Source organism: Pseudomonas sp. SMN11 (assembly GCF_052041945.1).
GTDB lineage: Bacteria > Pseudomonadota > Gammaproteobacteria > Pseudomonadales > Pseudomonadaceae > Aquipseudomonas.
The window spans coordinates 24,661-40,594 of record NZ_JBKGGW010000016.1 but is presented as its reverse complement, the minus strand read 5'-3'; the positions used below and the strand labels follow the sequence as shown (position 1 = coordinate 40,594).

At 61.3% G+C, this 15,934-nt stretch carries 11 protein-coding genes, 2 tRNA genes and 3 pseudogenes; 4 read left to right on the top strand and 12 right to left on the bottom strand.

From position 1 onward, the window contains the following. Window positions 1–155 precede the first annotated feature (155 nt). The 4 genes from ACLEJU_RS15410 to ACLEJU_RS15395 all read left to right on the top strand — a co-directional run bounded on the left by ACLEJU_RS15410 (window position 156) and on the right by ACLEJU_RS15395 (window position 3,238). Window positions 156–242 (top strand) — tRNA-Leu (locus ACLEJU_RS15410). Between the two features lie 88 nt (window positions 243–330). Beyond that, window positions 331–417: transfer RNA gene (locus ACLEJU_RS15405), tRNA-Leu, on the top strand. A gap of 242 nt (window positions 418–659) precedes the next feature. Beyond that, window positions 660–1,673 (top strand): extracellular solute-binding protein, encoded by a 1,014-nt coding sequence (locus tag ACLEJU_RS15400; RefSeq protein ID WP_435425175.1) that lies wholly within the window; start codon window positions 660–662, stop codon window positions 1,671–1,673. Next, window positions 1,673–3,238: an ABC transporter permease gene (locus ACLEJU_RS15395; RefSeq protein ID WP_435425176.1), complete on the top strand. Its 1,566-nt coding sequence runs from the start codon at window positions 1,673–1,675 to the stop codon at window positions 3,236–3,238. Before ACLEJU_RS15400 ends, ACLEJU_RS15395 begins: the two co-directional genes overlap by 1 nt. A 423-nt stretch (window positions 3,239–3,661) precedes the next feature. Here the strand turns inward: ACLEJU_RS15395 and ACLEJU_RS15390 are convergent, their stop codons facing one another. The 12 genes and pseudogenes from ACLEJU_RS15390 to miaA all read right to left on the bottom strand — a co-directional run bounded on the left by ACLEJU_RS15390 (window position 3,662) and on the right by miaA (window position 15,933). Further along, window positions 3,662–4,633, bottom strand: a complete 972-nt coding sequence (locus tag ACLEJU_RS15390) for a hypothetical protein (protein ID WP_435425177.1) — start codon at window positions 4,631–4,633, stop codon at window positions 3,662–3,664. A 9-nt stretch (window positions 4,634–4,642) separates the two neighbouring features. Next, window positions 4,643–5,132: pseudogene (locus ACLEJU_RS15385) on the bottom strand (Hcp family type VI secretion system effector). 249 nt (window positions 5,133–5,381) lie between these two features. Continuing rightward, on the bottom strand, window positions 5,382–5,834 hold the full coding sequence (locus ACLEJU_RS15380) for a DUF2867 domain-containing protein (protein WP_435425178.1): 453 nt from the start codon (window positions 5,832–5,834) through the stop codon (window positions 5,382–5,384). A gap of 233 nt (window positions 5,835–6,067) precedes the next feature. Next, window positions 6,068–6,583 (bottom strand): annotated as a pseudogene (locus ACLEJU_RS15375) (methyl-accepting chemotaxis protein); the annotation flags it as partial. Window positions 6,584–6,973: 390 nt separating this feature from the next. Further along, window positions 6,974–7,186 (bottom strand): annotated as a pseudogene (locus tag ACLEJU_RS15370) (methyl-accepting chemotaxis protein); the annotation flags it as partial. Window positions 7,187–8,298: 1,112 nt separating this feature from the next. Next, a complete protein-coding gene (locus ACLEJU_RS15365) occupies window positions 8,299–9,591 on the bottom strand; it encodes an adenylosuccinate synthase (protein WP_003249542.1) in 1,293 nt (430 codons plus the stop codon). 55 nt (window positions 9,592–9,646) lie between these two features. Beyond that, entirely contained in the window at window positions 9,647–10,834 is a 1,188-nt protein-coding gene (locus ACLEJU_RS15360) for an ATP phosphoribosyltransferase regulatory subunit (RefSeq protein ID WP_103445891.1), read from the bottom strand. A gap of 301 nt (window positions 10,835–11,135) precedes the next feature. Then, window positions 11,136–12,005: a protease modulator HflC gene (gene hflC / locus ACLEJU_RS15355; RefSeq protein WP_060510648.1), complete on the bottom strand. Its 870-nt coding sequence runs from the start codon at window positions 12,003–12,005 to the stop codon at window positions 11,136–11,138. Continuing rightward, window positions 12,005–13,183 (bottom strand): FtsH protease activity modulator HflK, encoded by a 1,179-nt coding sequence (hflK, locus tag ACLEJU_RS15350; protein WP_110633495.1) that lies wholly within the window; start codon window positions 13,181–13,183, stop codon window positions 12,005–12,007. Before hflK ends, hflC begins: the two co-directional genes overlap by 1 nt. Window positions 13,184–13,279: 96 nt before the next feature. After that, window positions 13,280–14,581, bottom strand: coding sequence for a ribosome rescue GTPase HflX (gene hflX / locus ACLEJU_RS15345; RefSeq protein ID WP_435424838.1), 1,302 nt, complete (start codon window positions 14,579–14,581; stop codon window positions 13,280–13,282). Window positions 14,582–14,593: 12 nt separating this feature from the next. Next, window positions 14,594–14,854 carry an RNA chaperone Hfq gene (gene hfq / locus ACLEJU_RS15340; RefSeq protein WP_060510654.1) on the bottom strand — a complete coding sequence of 87 codons (261 nt, stop codon included), beginning with the start codon at window positions 14,852–14,854 and terminating at the stop codon, window positions 14,594–14,596. A 95-nt stretch (window positions 14,855–14,949) separates the two neighbouring features. Beyond that, entirely contained in the window at window positions 14,950–15,933 is a 984-nt protein-coding gene (miaA, locus tag ACLEJU_RS15335) for a tRNA (adenosine(37)-N6)-dimethylallyltransferase MiaA (protein ID WP_435424839.1), read from the bottom strand. Window position 15,934 lies beyond the last annotated feature (1 nt).

Below are 15,934 nucleotides of genomic sequence, written 5' to 3'. Positions count from 1 at the left end.
TCGGAATCAACAAGTTGAATTTTTTGAAATTTTTTTCGCTTGGGGGGTTTACAGCCCCCCGGACCGTCCGTATAGTGCGCACCACAACGACGGACAAGCCCGAAGTTGTAGTAGAGATGAGCGGCGCTGTAAAGCATCTTTTATCTCGAATGTGTGCCCAGGTGGCGGAATTGGTAGACGCGCTGGTTTCAGGTATCAGTGACCGCAAGGTCGTGGAAGTTCGAGTCTTCTCCTGGGCACCAAATATTTTCAAGTAACAGATGACCAAGGATCTGTTACTACTGTGTGAAAGCGAACGATAGTCGCCTTCTCCAGATGATGTAAAGCTTTGCCCAGGTGGCGGAATTGGTAGACGCGCTGGTTTCAGGTATCAGTGACTTAACGGTCGTGGAAGTTCGAGTCTTCTCCTGGGCACCATACAAAAACCCACTAGCTTGCTAGTGGGTTTTTTCTTGCCTGCGATTTTTGCATCCCCTCCCCCAATACCCACCACAACCCCTGTGGGAGCGGGCTTGCCCGCGAAGAGGCCAGCACTGCAGGCACACCTTCCTGCGTTGTACCTTCGTCTGCCGATGAATTTCTCGTCACCCGGCCACTTGAGAAACGATTTCGTTTACCATTGTTTCCGAATATGTAGCCGTAAGCGAGGAAGTACCCGCATGACGATCCGCCCGCAACCGCTGATGCGCACCCTGGCCGCCGCAGTTCTGAGCCTGGTGATCGGCGCTCCGGCCGCCCTGGCAGACGAACCGGTCACGCTGACCATGTACAACGGCCAGCACAAGGAAATCGGCGAAGCCATCGCCAAGGCCTACGAGGCCAAGACCGGTATCCACATCAATATCCGCAAGGGCAGCAGCAACCAGCTGGCCAGCCAGATCATCGAGGAAGGCGACCGCTCGCCGGCCGACATCATCTATACCGAAGAGTCCCCGCCGCTGAACAACCTGGGCGAACTGGGCCTGCTGGCGAAGATCGATGACGCCACGCTGAACATGCTGCCCAAGGAATACGTGGGCGCCAACGGCACCTGGATGGGCGTGACCGCACGCACCCGCGTGGTGGTGTACAACCCGAAGAAAGTCGACGAGAAAGACCTGCCGACCACCGTGATGGACTTCGCCGACCCCGAGTGGGAAGGCCGCGTCGGCTACGTGCCCACCAGCGGCGCCTTCCAGGAGCAGGCCGTGGCCATCCTGAAGATGCACGGCCGTGAAGCCACCGAAGAATGGCTGACCGGCCTGAAAGCCTTCGGCAAGACCTACACCAACAACATGGTCGCCCTCAAGGCCGTGGAAAAAGGCGAAGTCGCCGCCGTACTGGTCAACAACTACTACTGGTATGCCCTGGAGCGCGAGCGCGGCAAGCTCGACTCCAAGCTGTACTACCTGGCCGACGGCGATGCCGGCAACCTGGTGACCATCTCCGGCGCTGCTGCGGTCAAGGCCAGCAAGCACCCGAAAGAGGCCCAGGCCCTGCTCAACTGGATGGCCAGCGAAGAAGGCCAGCGCGTGATCACCCAGACCACCGCCGAGTACCCGCTGCACAAGGGCATGGTCTCCGACCGTGGCCTGAAGCCGTTCGAAGAGCTGCGCCCGCCGAAGATCTCGCCAGCCGACCTGGGCAATGCCGAGGAAGCGATCGAGCTTGAACGCGAGGTCGGCCTGCTCTGATGACCGCCGCCCTGTCCGAGCCGGCGCAGGTACGTTTCGTGCCGCGCCGCAAGCGCCCCTCGATCTGGGTGCTGCTGCCTGTGCTATTCCTGGTGGCGATGAGCTTGCTGCCGTTGCTGTACGTCGCCATGAAAGCCTGGGAGGCTGGCTGGCGCGAAGCCCTGCACCTGCTTTGGCGCCCGTTCGTCTGGGGGTTGATGCGCAACACCCTGATGCTGATGGCCGGGGTGACGCTGGCATGCATGGTGGTCGGCCTGGCCCTGGCCTGGCTGCTCGAGCGCAGCAACCTGCCCGGCCGCCGGCTGTGGGGCGTGGTGCTGTGCCTGCCATTCGCGGTGCCGTCCTTCGTCAGCAGCTTCACCTGGGTGTCGCTGAGCTCGGACTTCGAAGGCCTGGGCGGGGCGATCCTGGTCATGGCACTGTCCAAGTACCCACTGGTGTTCCTGCCGGTGGCGGCGACCCTGCGCAACCTCGACACTTCGCTTGAAGAGTCGGCGCGCACCCTGGGTTACAGCCGCTGGGGCGTGTTCCGCAAGATCACCCTGCCACTGCTGTGGCCGTCGATGCTGGGCGGCGCACTGCTGATCGCCCTGCACATGCTGGTCGAGTTCGGCGCGCTGTCGATCCTGGGCCTGCAGACCTTCACCACGGCGATCTACCAGCAATTCGAACTGGAGTTCAGCAACGCCAACGCGGCGATGCTCTCGGCTGTGCTGCTGGCGCTGTGCCTGCTGATGCTGTGGCTGGAACTGCGCGTGCGCGGCAAGGCTCGCCATGTGCGCATCGGCCAGGGCGTGGCGCGTCGCGGGCAGCCGGTGCGCCTGCGTGGCTGGATGCCGCTGGCGCAACTGTTCTGCCTGGGCTTGGCGATTCTCGGCAGCGGCATTCCGCTGGCGATGCTGGGTTACTGGCTGAGCGTGGGTTCGTCGGCGGCCTTCCCGGTGGCGGCGATCAGTAAAGCGCTGATGACTTCGCTGTCGGTGTCGCTGGGTGGCGCAGGTTTCTGCGTGCTACTGGCGCTGCCAGTCAGCTTTCTGGTGGTGCGCTACAAAGGCCGCCTGGCGATCTGGGCCGAACGCCTGCCGTACCTGTTACACGCCCTGCCCGGTCTGGTGATCGCGCTGACCCTGGTGGTGTTCTCGCTGCACTATGTGCCGGCGCTGTACCAGACTACCGCGCTTTTGCTGCTGGCTTATGCGCTGCTGTTCCTGCCGCTGGCCCAGGCGCCGGTACGCACCGCGCTGAACAAAGCCTCGCCAACCCTCGAAGAAGCAGCGCGCACCTTGGGCGCAAGCAGCGTCGCGGCGTTCTGCCGGGTTACCCTGCCGATCATCTTCCCGGCGCTGGCGGCGGCGTTTGCACTAGTATTCCTCGATGCCATGAAGGAGCTCACCGCCACCCTGCTGCTCAGCCCGACCGGCATGACCACCTTGGCCACTGAGGTCTGGGCACATACCGCCAACGTCGAGTTTGCGGCGGCGGCGCCTTATGCGGCGCTGTTGATTGTGGTGTCGGGGTTGCCGGTGTATTTGCTGACTACGCGGATGTATTTGAACAAGGCTTGAGAACGAATCCAGGCTGGCGAGCAGCCTGGGTTTTCGAACGACACACACGAGCTCACCGCAAGTACTCAATCCAAACGAAAAACAGAACAATCAGTGCAATCAGCAAGATTTGTACAGTCCACAAGCGCACTAACAGCCTCTGCAGGTCGGCGGGAGCCTTTACAATATCATTGCTATCCAATAGCCCCTTCCGAACGCTAAAATATTTCATAGATAGCATTGCAGAAATTGACCCTAGCCGCATGACTTTCCCTAGCAGCCCAGCATGAGAATATATTTCTCTGTTCACAGCCACCATTCGGCTATTTGACAGGATTGACTCGATACGATCCAGATATCGATGCGCAACGAATATCCACACACCAAACATTAGAAAAGGCGAAATAATTACAAACACACCAAGCACTGCGAGGTGCAAGTTACTCATCGCACTGCCTCATACAAAATCTCCCCCACTCTTTCTCCCAAAGTCTCACCAAACCCACCACCAGCAATACCTCCAGCCGCTCCCCCCAATACCGCACATGCGAAAGTTGCCGTTCCACCGGTGTGTATACTTACAGCAACACATGCGATTGGCCCCAAGACGCCCCCGACATATCCACCAACTCCTCCCAGCCCCAAGCCACCAACGAGCGAACTCCTCTCCACGTACTTGGCCTCTCTACACTCCTCCTCCCGTCCAAGCACGCACGCGTTACGAATTGACAGTTCGGTTGACGCCACATCAAGTGCCATGCCTAAATACGTACCTTTTTTTACCCAATTAGCCGCCTTAGCCACGCCAGATATTTTTGCTGCATAGCCTCTAATCTCACCACCGTGAAGAAATCTTTTGGTAGATATATCCAGCGCATGCTTGATTTTGCCCCGATTGCGTAACCCTGACCCATACGCAGCCATACTATCTAGCTGGGCCTGCAACTTCAAAAACAGCGCTGTACGCTTCGAATAGAATTCATTACGAGCTTTCAACGTGCCTTGATGCAAGTAATTCCGGTGTAGCTGTTCTATTTCCTCTAACGTTTTCTTGATAGCTTCAAGATGCTTGCTCCAAGCGTCACTAGCTGTACCAGCGCCGATGGAAGCACGAGACAGCAAGCTCTGCAGCAACTCAAAATTCTCCAGAAGGAACCCGTCAAAGCTACCGCCGCTCAATTCGATGTCGAGGTGTATACCTAACGCCTTACCCATGAGAAATGCCTCATGAGCAGTACAGGACGGCGTGCTTGGGTCACCCATGATTATCAGCTCCCCAGGGAAAACAACAGTGTTGACGACATGCGCGTTCAACACATCAAACTTGGCCCGCTGATTCGCGTTCATGGGCGTATCGGCCTTCAGCGACTCATACGACTGCGCTTGCGGATTAATGAAGCTGCGTGCCTCGGACATGGTCGCACCTCACGCATACTTCTTATTGTTGATGCGGTCCCAACCGCCCGTGACGTTGCCGCCGGCACTGCCGTCAAGGCGTTTCTGCCGCGTGTAGGTCGTCTTGATGCGCCCGTAGTTAAGCTGCACGACTTCCACTGGCACCCCAGCGCTGGCGCTCTGTGCATAGTCGGCGATGATCACTTCCTCGAGGACGACTTCGTAGTACTTGAGCTTATCGCCACCAGCACGACAGAGCACGAGCTTCACCTCCTTCAGGTGCTGCCCGGCACAGCTAGCCTCCAGCAGCTTGCAGCTAGCACTGTCCAGGTATTTGGTGAAGGTAAAGTTGGTGAGCGTGGTGCGGCCTGATGATGCGCCGCCCGCTGAGCTTGCGGTGGCAGAGGTACTCTGGTTTGCACCGAACTTGTAGCCGATGATTTCGATCCAGTTGGCGTACTGCTTCGTCCAGCGCTTCGCCAGTGATTTCCGCGATTTGAATATAAGCATCGAAAGCCATGCTTACCTCTCCTTGGTAAAGATTGGGCTGATAACGACGATGTTCCGACATCGCCGTCCTGAGGTTGTTCCTGAAGGAAGCGGCGAAGTCTGCCGAGTGCCTTCAGGCCCAATCGACACTAGCTCCCTGTGTCTAGTGCTGCAACAGCAAACATTCTAGCGGGACCTATTTGGGAAATTTCCTGCGATTTTGACGAAGATGATAGCTTGATCACGTAAATAAATGTTTCACCCTCACATTCAGCGCTGTCTACAAATTCGCTAACATCCGACGCACGATCAGGCCATGTATCTGGCCAACCGGCAGCATGTATAGCCGGCCAAAGGCGTTGAAACACCGCACCGACGTGGTCACTTTCAAGCGCAGCCCATCCACCTCCATACAGACCATCACCGCCAGGTGCGTATCACGCGAAGTCAGCACCAGTTGCTGGTCGCTGATGGCCTCGACGGTGAAGAAGTCCAGATGCTCACCTATAGCCGGCACATGCCCTGGATCGCGGGGAGAGAAGCCATGGATATCGGCGACATTGAATCGACGTGAGATGAAGTCACGAATGCGGAAGGCCCTGGCCAGCCAGCCTGGGACATCCGAGGTCATGGCGCAGTAGGCTTGCAGGGCGGTCATCGGGGTAGTGACCTGTACGCTGGCACTGTGGAGAAAATCGAGGTCGGCCTGGGCGGCGACCAGCTGGGCGGACATGAGCAACTCCCTTTGTCATGTATCGCTGACAGCCTAGCAAAACCGCTCGGTGTGAGATCAACTGTCTTGCTCAATTTCCAGAATTTAGCGCGATCACTGTGGGAGCGGCCTTGCGTCGCGAAAGGGCCGCGAAGCGGCCCCAGCAATAGATGTGTTCATGCGGATATCCTGGGACCGCTTTGCGGTCCTTTCGCGACGCAAGGCCGCTCCCACAAGAAAGGACCACGCAAGCTTCAAGCCCTGAACTGACCCAGGCTGGCGCGCAACTGCGCCGCCAGATCATCCAGCACCTTGCTGCTGGCCGTGGTCTGCATCACCACCTCAGCCGAACGCTCAGCCTGGGCATGGATGTTCTCCACCCGTCCCCGCACCGCTTGTGCGCCATGGGCTTGCTGCTCAGCAGCGCGGGTCGCCAGGCCGATGGCCGCATGCACCTGCTCCACGGCGGCCTGCACCGACTGCTGGCGACGCTCGTTATCACGCAACACCAACAGGCCTTCGCTGGCCTTGAGCCCGGCCTGGCTGATGGTCGTCACCGCTTCCTTGGCACCTTTCTGCAGGGCGGCAATGTGCGCCTGGATGTCGCCGGTAGAGCTTTGGGTCTTGCTCGCCAGCGCGCGCACCTCGTCGGCTACTACGGCAAAGCCGCGCCCCGTCTCACCCGCGCGCGCAGCTTCGATTGCAGCATTGAGGGCCAGCAGGTTGGTCTGCTCGGCAATGCCATGGATGACGGTCAGCACCACTTCAATCTGTTCGCTCTGCTTGGCCAACCGCTCAATCACCTGGGAGCCAGTCTCCACCTGCCCGGCCAGGTTCTCGATCAGGCTCGCCAGTTGCGTCGAGGAACGGCTGTTCTCATCGGTTGCCTGACGAATGTCCACTACCTGCTGCAACGCCGCCTGCATGGCATGGCTTTCGGCCTGGGCCTCGTCAGCCATGCTCGACAGGTCGCGCAGGCTGGCGGCCACTTCGTCACGCTGCAATGCCGCCGCGGCATCGGCGCCAGCATTGCGCTGGGCCATCGCGCCGATCTCGACACCGGTACGCTGGGCCACCTCGCCGGCCTCGCGGACGATGGGTTGCAGCTTGTCGACGAAGCGGTTGACCGCCGAGGCCATGTCGCCGATCTCGTCGCGGCTGTCGAGGGGCACGCGCTTGGTCAAGTCGCCCTCGCCGGCGGCCAGGTCGTTGAGCGCGGCAATCAGCAGGCGCAACTTGCTGAGTACCCGGCGACCAAGAACCAAAGCCACCACCAGCAGTACGCCCAAGCCCACCACCACCAAGCCCAGGCCGATCCGCCAGCGCAGCTCGGCCGCCGCATCACGCACGGTCTGTGCAGTATTGGCCTGCATCGCGGTGGCGCTCGCCTGTGCAGTTTCCAGGCGCTCGCGCAGGGCCTTGCCGCTGTCGGCGGCCGCAGCACCAAGGCTATCGCCCACCAGTTGCTCGCCACTGGCGATCAGGGCATTGAAGCGCTGATCGAGGGCCTTGAGTTCCTGATCAACGCCAGCCGTGGAAACACCCATCAGGACTTTGCCGATCTCGGCACCATTGGGGTTGATCGGCGCCTCGACGAAATACACCGAAGGATCGCGACGCGCGGCGTCGAGCACCTTGTCCAGCGCCCGCTCACCCTGGCCCTTGTCGATCAAAGCCTGATTGATCGGGTTCTGCCGGTTCAAGTAGCGGGTCAGGTGCTGGCCCTGGGCATCGTCATAAATCACAAACAGCACGTTGGGGTTGCGCTGGGCGCGGCGAGCGAAGTCGGAGAGCATCGGTACATCGTTATCCCAGATCGCCCGCGGGGCGACCGAGGCCAGCAGCTCGGCCATGTCGTTGGCCGAGTCCTTGAGGTTTTTCTCCAGCGTGGTGCGCAGCTGCTGCTGTTCATCCTGCAACCGCGTGGAAAGGCCCGCGCTCAAACGCTGGCGGGTGCTACTGGAAAGGCTCTCAAGCCCCCCGCGCACGTCCTGCCCGGCCTGCTCCAGCTCGCCAGCAAGCTGACGGCTGTCCTTGCCCAAACGCTCGCCCAGGTCGGCCTCCAGGGCCGTTACGGTGCTGCGGGTCAGCGCAACGGCAACCAGCACCTGCACCAAAAGGGCGATACCAAGGGCAACAAACACAGGCCGCAAGAGGCGGCTTCGTAACAGTGAAAGGATGGCAGACACGGTGTAACCCTCGTGTTTTCTGGCGCCACTATTTTGATGGCATCTACAGAAACTTCTTACAGCAAGGGTTGTGCCGTATACAGCAGGGATAAGCGCCAAGGTTTAGCAATGGGTTTTCCTGTACGGGCCTCTTCGCGGGTAAACCCGCTCCCACAGGTACTGCACATGCCTTGAAATTTGTGCGGTCCCTGTGGGAGCGGGTTTACCCGCGAAGAGGCCGGCACAGGTGAACCCCACAAATGAAAACGCCGCGATCCTTTTCAGGAGCGCGGCGTCAGGTCAGCCTGGAGGGCAGATCAAGCGAACGGGTGACGCAGAACGATGGTCTCGTTGCGGTCCGGGCCGGTCGAAATGATGTCGATCGGCGCGCCTACCAGCTCTTCGATGCGCTTGATGTAGTCACGCGCAGCTTGCGGCAGCTCTTCCAGGGTTTTCACGCCCAGGGTCGACTCGCTCCAGCCTGGCATCTCTTCGTACACCGGCTCCAGGCCGATGTAGCTATCGGCGTCGGAAGGCGCGTCGATGACGGCACCGTTCTCGTTCTTGTAGCCAACGCAGATGTTGATGGTTTCCAGACCGTCCAGCACGTCCAGCTTGGTCAGGCAGATGCCCGAGATGCTGTTGACGTCGATGGCGCGACGCAGGATGACGGCATCGAACCAGCCGCAACGACGGGCACGGCCAGTGGTGGAGCCAAACTCGTGGCCACGCTTGGCCAGGGTGGCACCGGTCTCGTCGAACAGTTCGGTCGGGAACGGACCGGAACCAACGCGAGTGGTGTAGGCCTTGGTGATACCCAGGATGTAGTCCAGGTACATCGGGCCAACGCCGGAACCGGTGGAGATGCCGCCAGCGGTGGTGTTGGAACTGGTGACGTACGGGTAGGTACCGTGGTCGATGTCCAGCAGCGAGCCCTGGGCGCCTTCGAACATGATGTCCTTGCCAGCGCGACGCAGGTTGTGCAGCTCGGCGGTGACGTCGAGCATCATCGGCTTGAGCTGTTCGGCGTAGGCCATGCACTCGTCCAGGGTCTGCTGGAAGTCGATGGCCGGCTCTTTGTAGTAGTTCACCAGCTGGAAGTTGTGGTAGTCCAGCAGCTCACCCAGCTTGGCAGCGAAACGCTCGCGGTGGAACAGGTCGCCGACGCGCAGGCCGCGGCGTGCAACCTTGTCTTCGTAGGCTGGGCCGATGCCACGGCCGGTGGTGCCGATCTTGGCTTCGCCACGGGCTTTCTCACGGGCCTGGTCCAGGGCCACGTGGTACGACAGGATCAGCGGCGCAGCCGGGGAGATGCGCAGGCGCTCGCGCACCGGTACGCCCTTCTCTTCCAGCTTGGTGATTTCACGCATCAGGGCGTCCGGAGCAACGACCACGCCGTTACCGATCAGGCACTGTACGCCTTCACGCAGGATGCCCGAGGGAATCAGGTGCAGAACGGTTTTCTCACCGTTGATCACCAGGGTGTGGCCCGCGTTGTGGCCACCTTGGTAGCGCACTACGGCGGCAGCATGTTCGGTCAGCAGATCGACGATCTTGCCTTTGCCCTCATCACCCCACTGGGTGCCCAGGACGACGACATTCTTACCCATTACATTGGTCCTCATTCACGCAAACTTGGTTGCCGGCCTTTGCCGACGCAGAAACTCACTGGGCCAGCGGCAGAACCTGCCAGCGCCCGTCTTGCTGAATCAATTGACGATCACAATCCGCCTCGAGAGCAGCACTCAACGGCTGGCCAGGCAGAGCCTGGACCACACGCTGGCCCTCGTTGCGCAACTGGCAGACCTGCTGCCAGAGGGCCGCGTCGCCACTGTCCGGCATCCAGATGCCGCCAGTTGGCAATACGACCTCCGCTCGCCCCAGTGTGACCAGGGTCTTCAAATCCGTGGAGAAACCGGTGGCCGGGCGTGCCCGGCCAAAGTCGGCGCCGATGTCGTCGTAGCGGCCGCCCTGGGCGATCGATTGACCTTCGCCCGGGACGAACACGGCGAACACCACGCCGGTGTGGTAGTTGTAGCCACGCAGCTCACCGAGGTCGAAGTACAACGGCAGGTCAGGGTAGCGCGACGCCAGGCGATCAGCGATCGCCAGCAAGTCGTCGAGCGCCGCCAGGACGCTGGCCGGGGCGCGCCCCAGGCGCACGCGGGCCTCGGCCAGCACTTCACGGCCACCGCACAGTTCGACCAGGGCGCGGAGCATGTTGCCCAGGTCCTTCGGCAGGTCGGCGGTCAGCGCCTGAACTTCATCGACCGATTTGCGCTGCAGGGCGTCGAACAACTGCTGTTCGACCGCACCCGACAGGCCAGCGGCACGGGCCAGGCCGCGGTAGATACCGACGTGGCCGAGGTCCATGTGCACATCGGCAACGTCGGTCAACTGCAGCGTGGCGAGCATCAGGCTGATGACTTCGACATCGCTGGTCGGGCTGGCGTCGCCGTACAGCTCGGCACCCAGCTGGATCGGGCTGCGCGAGGTGGACAGGGCGCGCGGCTGGGCGTGCAGCACGCTGCCGGCATAGCACAGGCGGCTCGGGCCTTCACGGCGCAGGGTGTGGGCGTCGATGCGCGCCACCTGCGGGGTGAAGTCGGCGCGGAAGCCCATCAGGCGGCCCGACTGCGGGTCGACCACCTTGAAGGTGCGCTGATCCAGGTCCTGGCCGGCGCCGGTGAGCAGCGACTCCAGGTACTCGATATGCGGGGTGACGACCAGCTCGTAGCCCCAACTCTGGAACAGGTCCAACACCTGGCGACGCGCGATCTCGATACGCGCAGCCTCAGGTGGCAGTACTTCCTCGATGCCATCTGGCAGCAGCCAGCGGTCTACCGTTGCCATTACGCCATTTCCCCTCTGGTCCGGGCGGCTTGCCAGCTGGCGAGCCATCAGTAAAGCCGGTATCGCGCACAGCAGCGGGCAGCACTGATCCCAGCGCAGCCACCGTACCCGATACCCTCAAATTGCCTTGCGACCTGACCAAACCGTCAACTGGCGCTTTGCCAATCAACCTTGCAGACGCAAAAAAGCCGGGAAATTTCCCGGCTGCCTCATCATACACCCCTTTTCATTCAGGATGCACCCCGCCTGGTGTTTTAGCTGCCAGGCGGGGTGCCACTGCATGAAAATCAGGGCCTGAGCATCACGGCTTGCTCTTGTCGAGGAAGCGGAAGAACTCGTTCTTCGCGTCCAGGACCAGCACGTCGCTCTTGCTCGAGAAGCTGTCGCGGTACGCCTGCAGGCTACGGTAGAACGCATAGAAATCGGCGTCCTGGGTGTAGGCCTTGGCGTAGATGGCGGCCGACTGAGCGTCGCCGTCACCACGGGTCTCTTCCGCTTCGCGGTAGGCTTCGGCCAGCAGTACACGGCGCTGACGGTCGGCGTCGGCGCGAATACCTTCGGCCAACTCGTTACCTTTGGCGCGGTGCTCGCGGGCTTCACGCTCACGCTCGGTGCTCATGCGGTCGAACACGCTGCGATTGACTTCCTTCGGCAGGTCGATGGCCTTGACGCGCACGTCGATGACCTCGATACCCAGTTCCTTGCTGGCCATGCGGTTCAGCGATGCGGTGATGTCAGCCATCAGCGCGTCACGTTCACCGGAAACCACCTCGTGCAGGGTGCGCTTACCGAACTGGTCACGCAGGCCGCTTTCCAGACGACGCGACAGACGTTCGTCGGCGATCTGCTTCATGCCGGAAGTGGCGGTGTAGAAGCGCTCGGCATCCTTGACGCGCCACTTGGCGTAGGCGTCGACCATCACCGCCTTCTTCTCCAGGGTCAGGAACCGCTGGGTCGGGGCGTCGAGGGTCATCAGGCGTGCGTCGAACTTGCGTACCTGGTTCACGTACGGAATCTTCACGTGCAGGCCCGGCTGGACATCCGCCTGGACCACCTTACCAAAGCGCAGCAGTACCGCACGCTCGGTCTGGGACACGATGTAGAAGCTGTTCCAGGCCACAATGGCCAAAACCACGGCGGCGATCAGGGCGATCAGCGATCGGTTGCTCATCAGCGGCTCTCCCTAGTGCGCAGTGGCTGCTGTTGCTGTTGCAGGTCCTGCGCGGCGCGCGTGGCCGCATCGTTGACCGACGGGCTGACGCTGGTGCTTGGCGCGGAAGCGTTGCGGCTGCCTTCGACCATCTTGTCCAGCGGCAGGTAGAGCAGGTTGTTCTGCCCGTCCTTGGCCGTGACCAGGACCTTGCTGGTATTGCTGTAGACCTCTTGCATGGTCTCCAGGTACAGGCGCTGACGGGTTACGTCAGGGGCCTTGCGGTACTCGGCGACCAGCTTGGTGAAGCGATCAGCCTCACCCTTGGCGCGGGCAATGACTTCGTCGCGGTAACCGTTGGCGTCCTCGATGATGCGCTGGGCCTGACCGCGGGCTTCCGGCACCACGCCATTGGCGTAGGACTCGGCCTGGTTGCGGGCACGCTGCTCGTCTTCGCGGGCGCGGATCACGTCGTCGAAGGCTTCCTGCACTTCACGCGGGGCTGCCGCGCTCTGTACGTTGACCTGGGTGACGGTGATACCGGTGCGGTAGTTGTCGAGGAAGCGCTGCAGGCGCTCGCGGATATCCACGGCCATCTGCTCACGGCCCTCGGTCAGCACCTGGTCCATCGAGGTGGAGCCCACCACGTGGCGCAGGGCGCTGTCGGTCGCATGCTGCAGGCTGACCTCAGGCTGGTCGACGTTAAGCACGAAGTCCTGCAGGTTGCTGATCTTGTACTGGACGGTCAGCGGCACCTCGACAATGTTCTCGTCTTCGGTGAGCATCTGCCCCTGCTTGGTGTAGGCACGCTCGCGCGTGACGTTTTCCATGTACTTGCGATCGATTGGCGGGAAGTAGATGTTCAGGCCGGGACCGACCGTCTCATAGTACTTGCCGAAGCGCAGCACCACGGCCTGCTCCTGCTCGTCGACCACGTACACGGCGCTGTACAGCCAGATTGCAGCAAGCACCGCCAGGCCAATGCCCAGCAGACCATAGCCGCCACCCTTGCCGACATTGCGGTCACCGCCGCCACGTTTCTTGCCACTGCCGAACATGCCGTTCAGGCTGTCCTGCAGCTTGCGGAAGGCCTCGTCCAGATCCGGCGGACCCTTCTTGTCGCCACCACCGCCGCCACCGCGACGGCCGCCCCAGGGATCCTGATTGTTCGAGTTGCCACCCGGCTCGTTCCAAGCCATAGCGCTCTCCATCTGATAAAGCAAAGACGCGCCCACGGCGCGCCGTCCAATGCTACAGAATGCCTGCCACTGCTGCCCGGCGACCTCACCGGGCATTTATTGCAAAGTGTGTTGCTCGACAAACACTTGCGGCTCCATGCCTTCACGACTGACCAGGCGATTCAACTCGATCCTGGGCAGGCGAACACTCAGCAGGCTGCGCCCTTCTTCGTCATGCTCTTCACTTCGCACGGCACCCAGGGCAAAGAATTGCGCGCGCAAGCGGGCAAAACGCTGCTCCAGGCACAGGGTACCGACAAACAGATCATCCCCCAGCAACTCGGCAATCGCCTGGCCGACCAGCTCCAGGCCACGTCCATCTCGTGCCGACACCCAGACTCGCTGCGGCTTGCCATCGGCATCGCGCTGAATCTGCGGCTCGACATCTTCGAGCAGGTCGAGTTTGTTATAGACCTCGAGGATCGGCAAGCCTTCGGCACCGATCTCGCCCAACACGGCCAGCACTTGCTCGATCTGCTCCATGCGCTCTGGCTCATGGGCGTCGATCACATGCAGCAGCAGGTCCGAGTTGCTCGATTCTTCGAGCGTAGCCCGAAAAGCCTCGACCAGCTTGTGCGGCAGGTGGCGAATGAAGCCCACGGTGTCTGCCAGCACGATCGGCCCCAGGTCGGCCAATTCGAGCCGGCGCAAGGTCGGATCGAGCGTGGCGAACAGCTGATCGGCCGCGTACACCTCGGATTCGGTCAGGGCGTTGAACAGTGTGGACTTGCCGGCGTTGGTGTAGCCAACCAACGAAACCGAAGGGATATCCGCACGCTTACGGCCACGACGGGCCTGCTCGCGCTGGCTGCGCACCTTCTCCAGGCGCCCCTTGATTTGGCGGATGCGTACCCGCAGCAGACGGCGGTCGGTTTCCAGCTGGGTTTCACCCGGACCACGCAGGCCGATACCACCCTTCTGCCGCTCAAGGTGGGTCCAGCCGCGCACCAGCCGCGTGCTCATATGGTCGAGCTGGGCCAGTTCGACCTGCAGCTTGCCTTCATGGGTACGCGCCCGCTGGGCGAAAATGTCGAGAATCAGCCCGGTACGGTCGAGCACGCGACACTCGAAGATGCGCTCGAGGTTGCGTTCCTGACTGGGCGTGAGGGTGTGATTGAAAATCACCAGGTCTACCTGTTCGGCTTTGACCAGGTCGCGCAATTCCTCGACCTTGCCGCTGCCAATCAGGTATTTGGCCGTAGGCTGATGCCTGGCTACCGTGGCCAACGAGACGATGTCGGCTCCGGCCGACAGTGCCAGTTCCTGAAACTCCTGCGGGTCTTCGCGCGCCTCAGGGTTCTGACCTTCCAAGTGAACGAGCAACGCCCGCTCACCACCACCGTGGCGCTCAAAGAACAATGCAGGCTCCTATCAGGCGTTGCCTGGCTCGCTGTCGCCGTGCTCGCCGTCGGTCGGGCTTGGCAGGCGGACCGGACGGGCCGGAACTACGGTCGAAATGGCGTGTTTGTAGACCATCTGGCTGACGGTGTTCTTCAGCAGTACCACGAACTGGTCGAAGGATTCGATCGAGCCCTGCAGCTTGATCCCGTTGACCAGATAGATCGATACCGGGACCTTTTCCTTTCTCAGTTGATTCAAGTAAGGGTCTTGTAGCGAATGCCCTTTTGACATATGCCGCACTCCTGTAAGGATAAATAAATAGAAAATCAGAAAATTTGATAAGTCAGGCCGCCCCTTCGCAAGAATAGACGGCTATCAGCAGGGACTCAGCTCAATATGGAGACGGCCCCAAGGTATTTCAAGGTGCGGGACAGATTGTCGCAGGCCAGGCTGTCAAGCCAATGCACGTCAGGCCAGCCACGCAACCAGGTGAACTGCCGCTTGGCCAGCTGTCGAGTGGCAATGATACCGCGTTCGCGCATCTCATTCTCAGTCAGCTTGCCGTCGAGGTAGTCCCAGACCTGTCGATAGCCCACTGCCCGTATAGACGGCAGTCCGGCGTGCAAGTCACTTCTGGCTCGCAGCGATCGGACCTCGTCGATGAAGCCCTGTTCCAGCATCTGCGAAAATCGTAACGCAATTCGCTTATGCAGAATGTGACGATCCGCAGGCGCAATCGCCAAACTTGCGACAGTATAGGGCAAATGCCCGCCAGCGCCTGCGTCTGCGCCGCTACTTTCCGCGAATTGACGCTGGCGCTGACGTTGTCGATGCCCTGTCATGGTCTCGCCGCTCACCCGGAACACTTCCAGCGCGCGGATCAGCCGCTGCGGGTCGTTGGGGTGAATGCGCGCCGCCGACTCCGGATCGACCTCTGCCAGTTGCCGGTGCAACTCGGCCAGGCCCAGCGCCGCGGCCTGGGCCTCGAGCTCTGCGCGCACGGCGGCATCGGCCGCCGGCATGTCTGCCAGGCCGTCGATCAGCGCCTTGTAATAAAGCATGGTGCCGCCGACCAGCAGCGGAATCTTGCCGCGCGCGGTGATATCGGCCATCGCTTCCAGGGCGTCGGCGCGAAATTGCGCGGCCGAGTAGCTTTCAGCGGGGTCGCGAATATCGATGAGCCGGTGCGGGTAGGCGGCCAGAATCTCTTTGGAAGGCTTGGCCGAACCAATGTCCAGGCCGCGATAGACCAGCGCCGAGTCGACACTGATCAGCTCGCAGGGCAGGACCTTGGTCAGTTCGATGGCGAGGTCGGTCTTGCCGGCCGCCGTCGGGCCCATGAGGAATATTGCAGGGGGTTTGCCGCTCATG

Bases quoted from the DNA above. Each gene is read 5' to 3' on its own strand.
- ACLEJU_RS15400 (WP_435425175.1), top strand. From the start codon at position 660: ATGACGATCCGCCCGCAACCGCTGATGCGCACCCTGGCCGCCGCAGTT.
- ACLEJU_RS15395 (WP_435425176.1), top strand. From the start codon at position 1,673: ATGACCGCCGCCCTGTCCGAGCCGGCGCAGGTACGTTTCGTGCCGCGC.
- ACLEJU_RS15390 (WP_435425177.1), bottom strand. From the start codon at position 4,633: ATGTCCGAGGCACGCAGCTTCATTAATCCGCAAGCGCAGTCGTATGAG.
- ACLEJU_RS15380 (WP_435425178.1), bottom strand. From the start codon at position 5,834: ATGTCCGCCCAGCTGGTCGCCGCCCAGGCCGACCTCGATTTTCTCCAC.
- ACLEJU_RS15365 (WP_003249542.1), bottom strand. From the start codon at position 9,591: ATGGGTAAGAATGTCGTCGTCCTGGGCACCCAGTGGGGTGATGAGGGC.
- ACLEJU_RS15360 (WP_103445891.1), bottom strand. From the start codon at position 10,834: ATGGCAACGGTAGACCGCTGGCTGCTGCCAGATGGCATCGAGGAAGTA.
- hflC (WP_060510648.1), bottom strand. From the start codon at position 12,005: ATGAGCAACCGATCGCTGATCGCCCTGATCGCCGCCGTGGTTTTGGCC.
- hflK (WP_110633495.1), bottom strand. From the start codon at position 13,183: ATGGCTTGGAACGAGCCGGGTGGCAACTCGAACAATCAGGATCCCTGG.
- hfq (WP_060510654.1), bottom strand. From the start codon at position 14,854: ATGTCAAAAGGGCATTCGCTACAAGACCCTTACTTGAATCAACTGAGA.
- miaA (WP_435424839.1), bottom strand. From the start codon at position 15,933: ATGAGCGGCAAACCCCCTGCAATATTCCTCATGGGCCCGACGGCGGCC.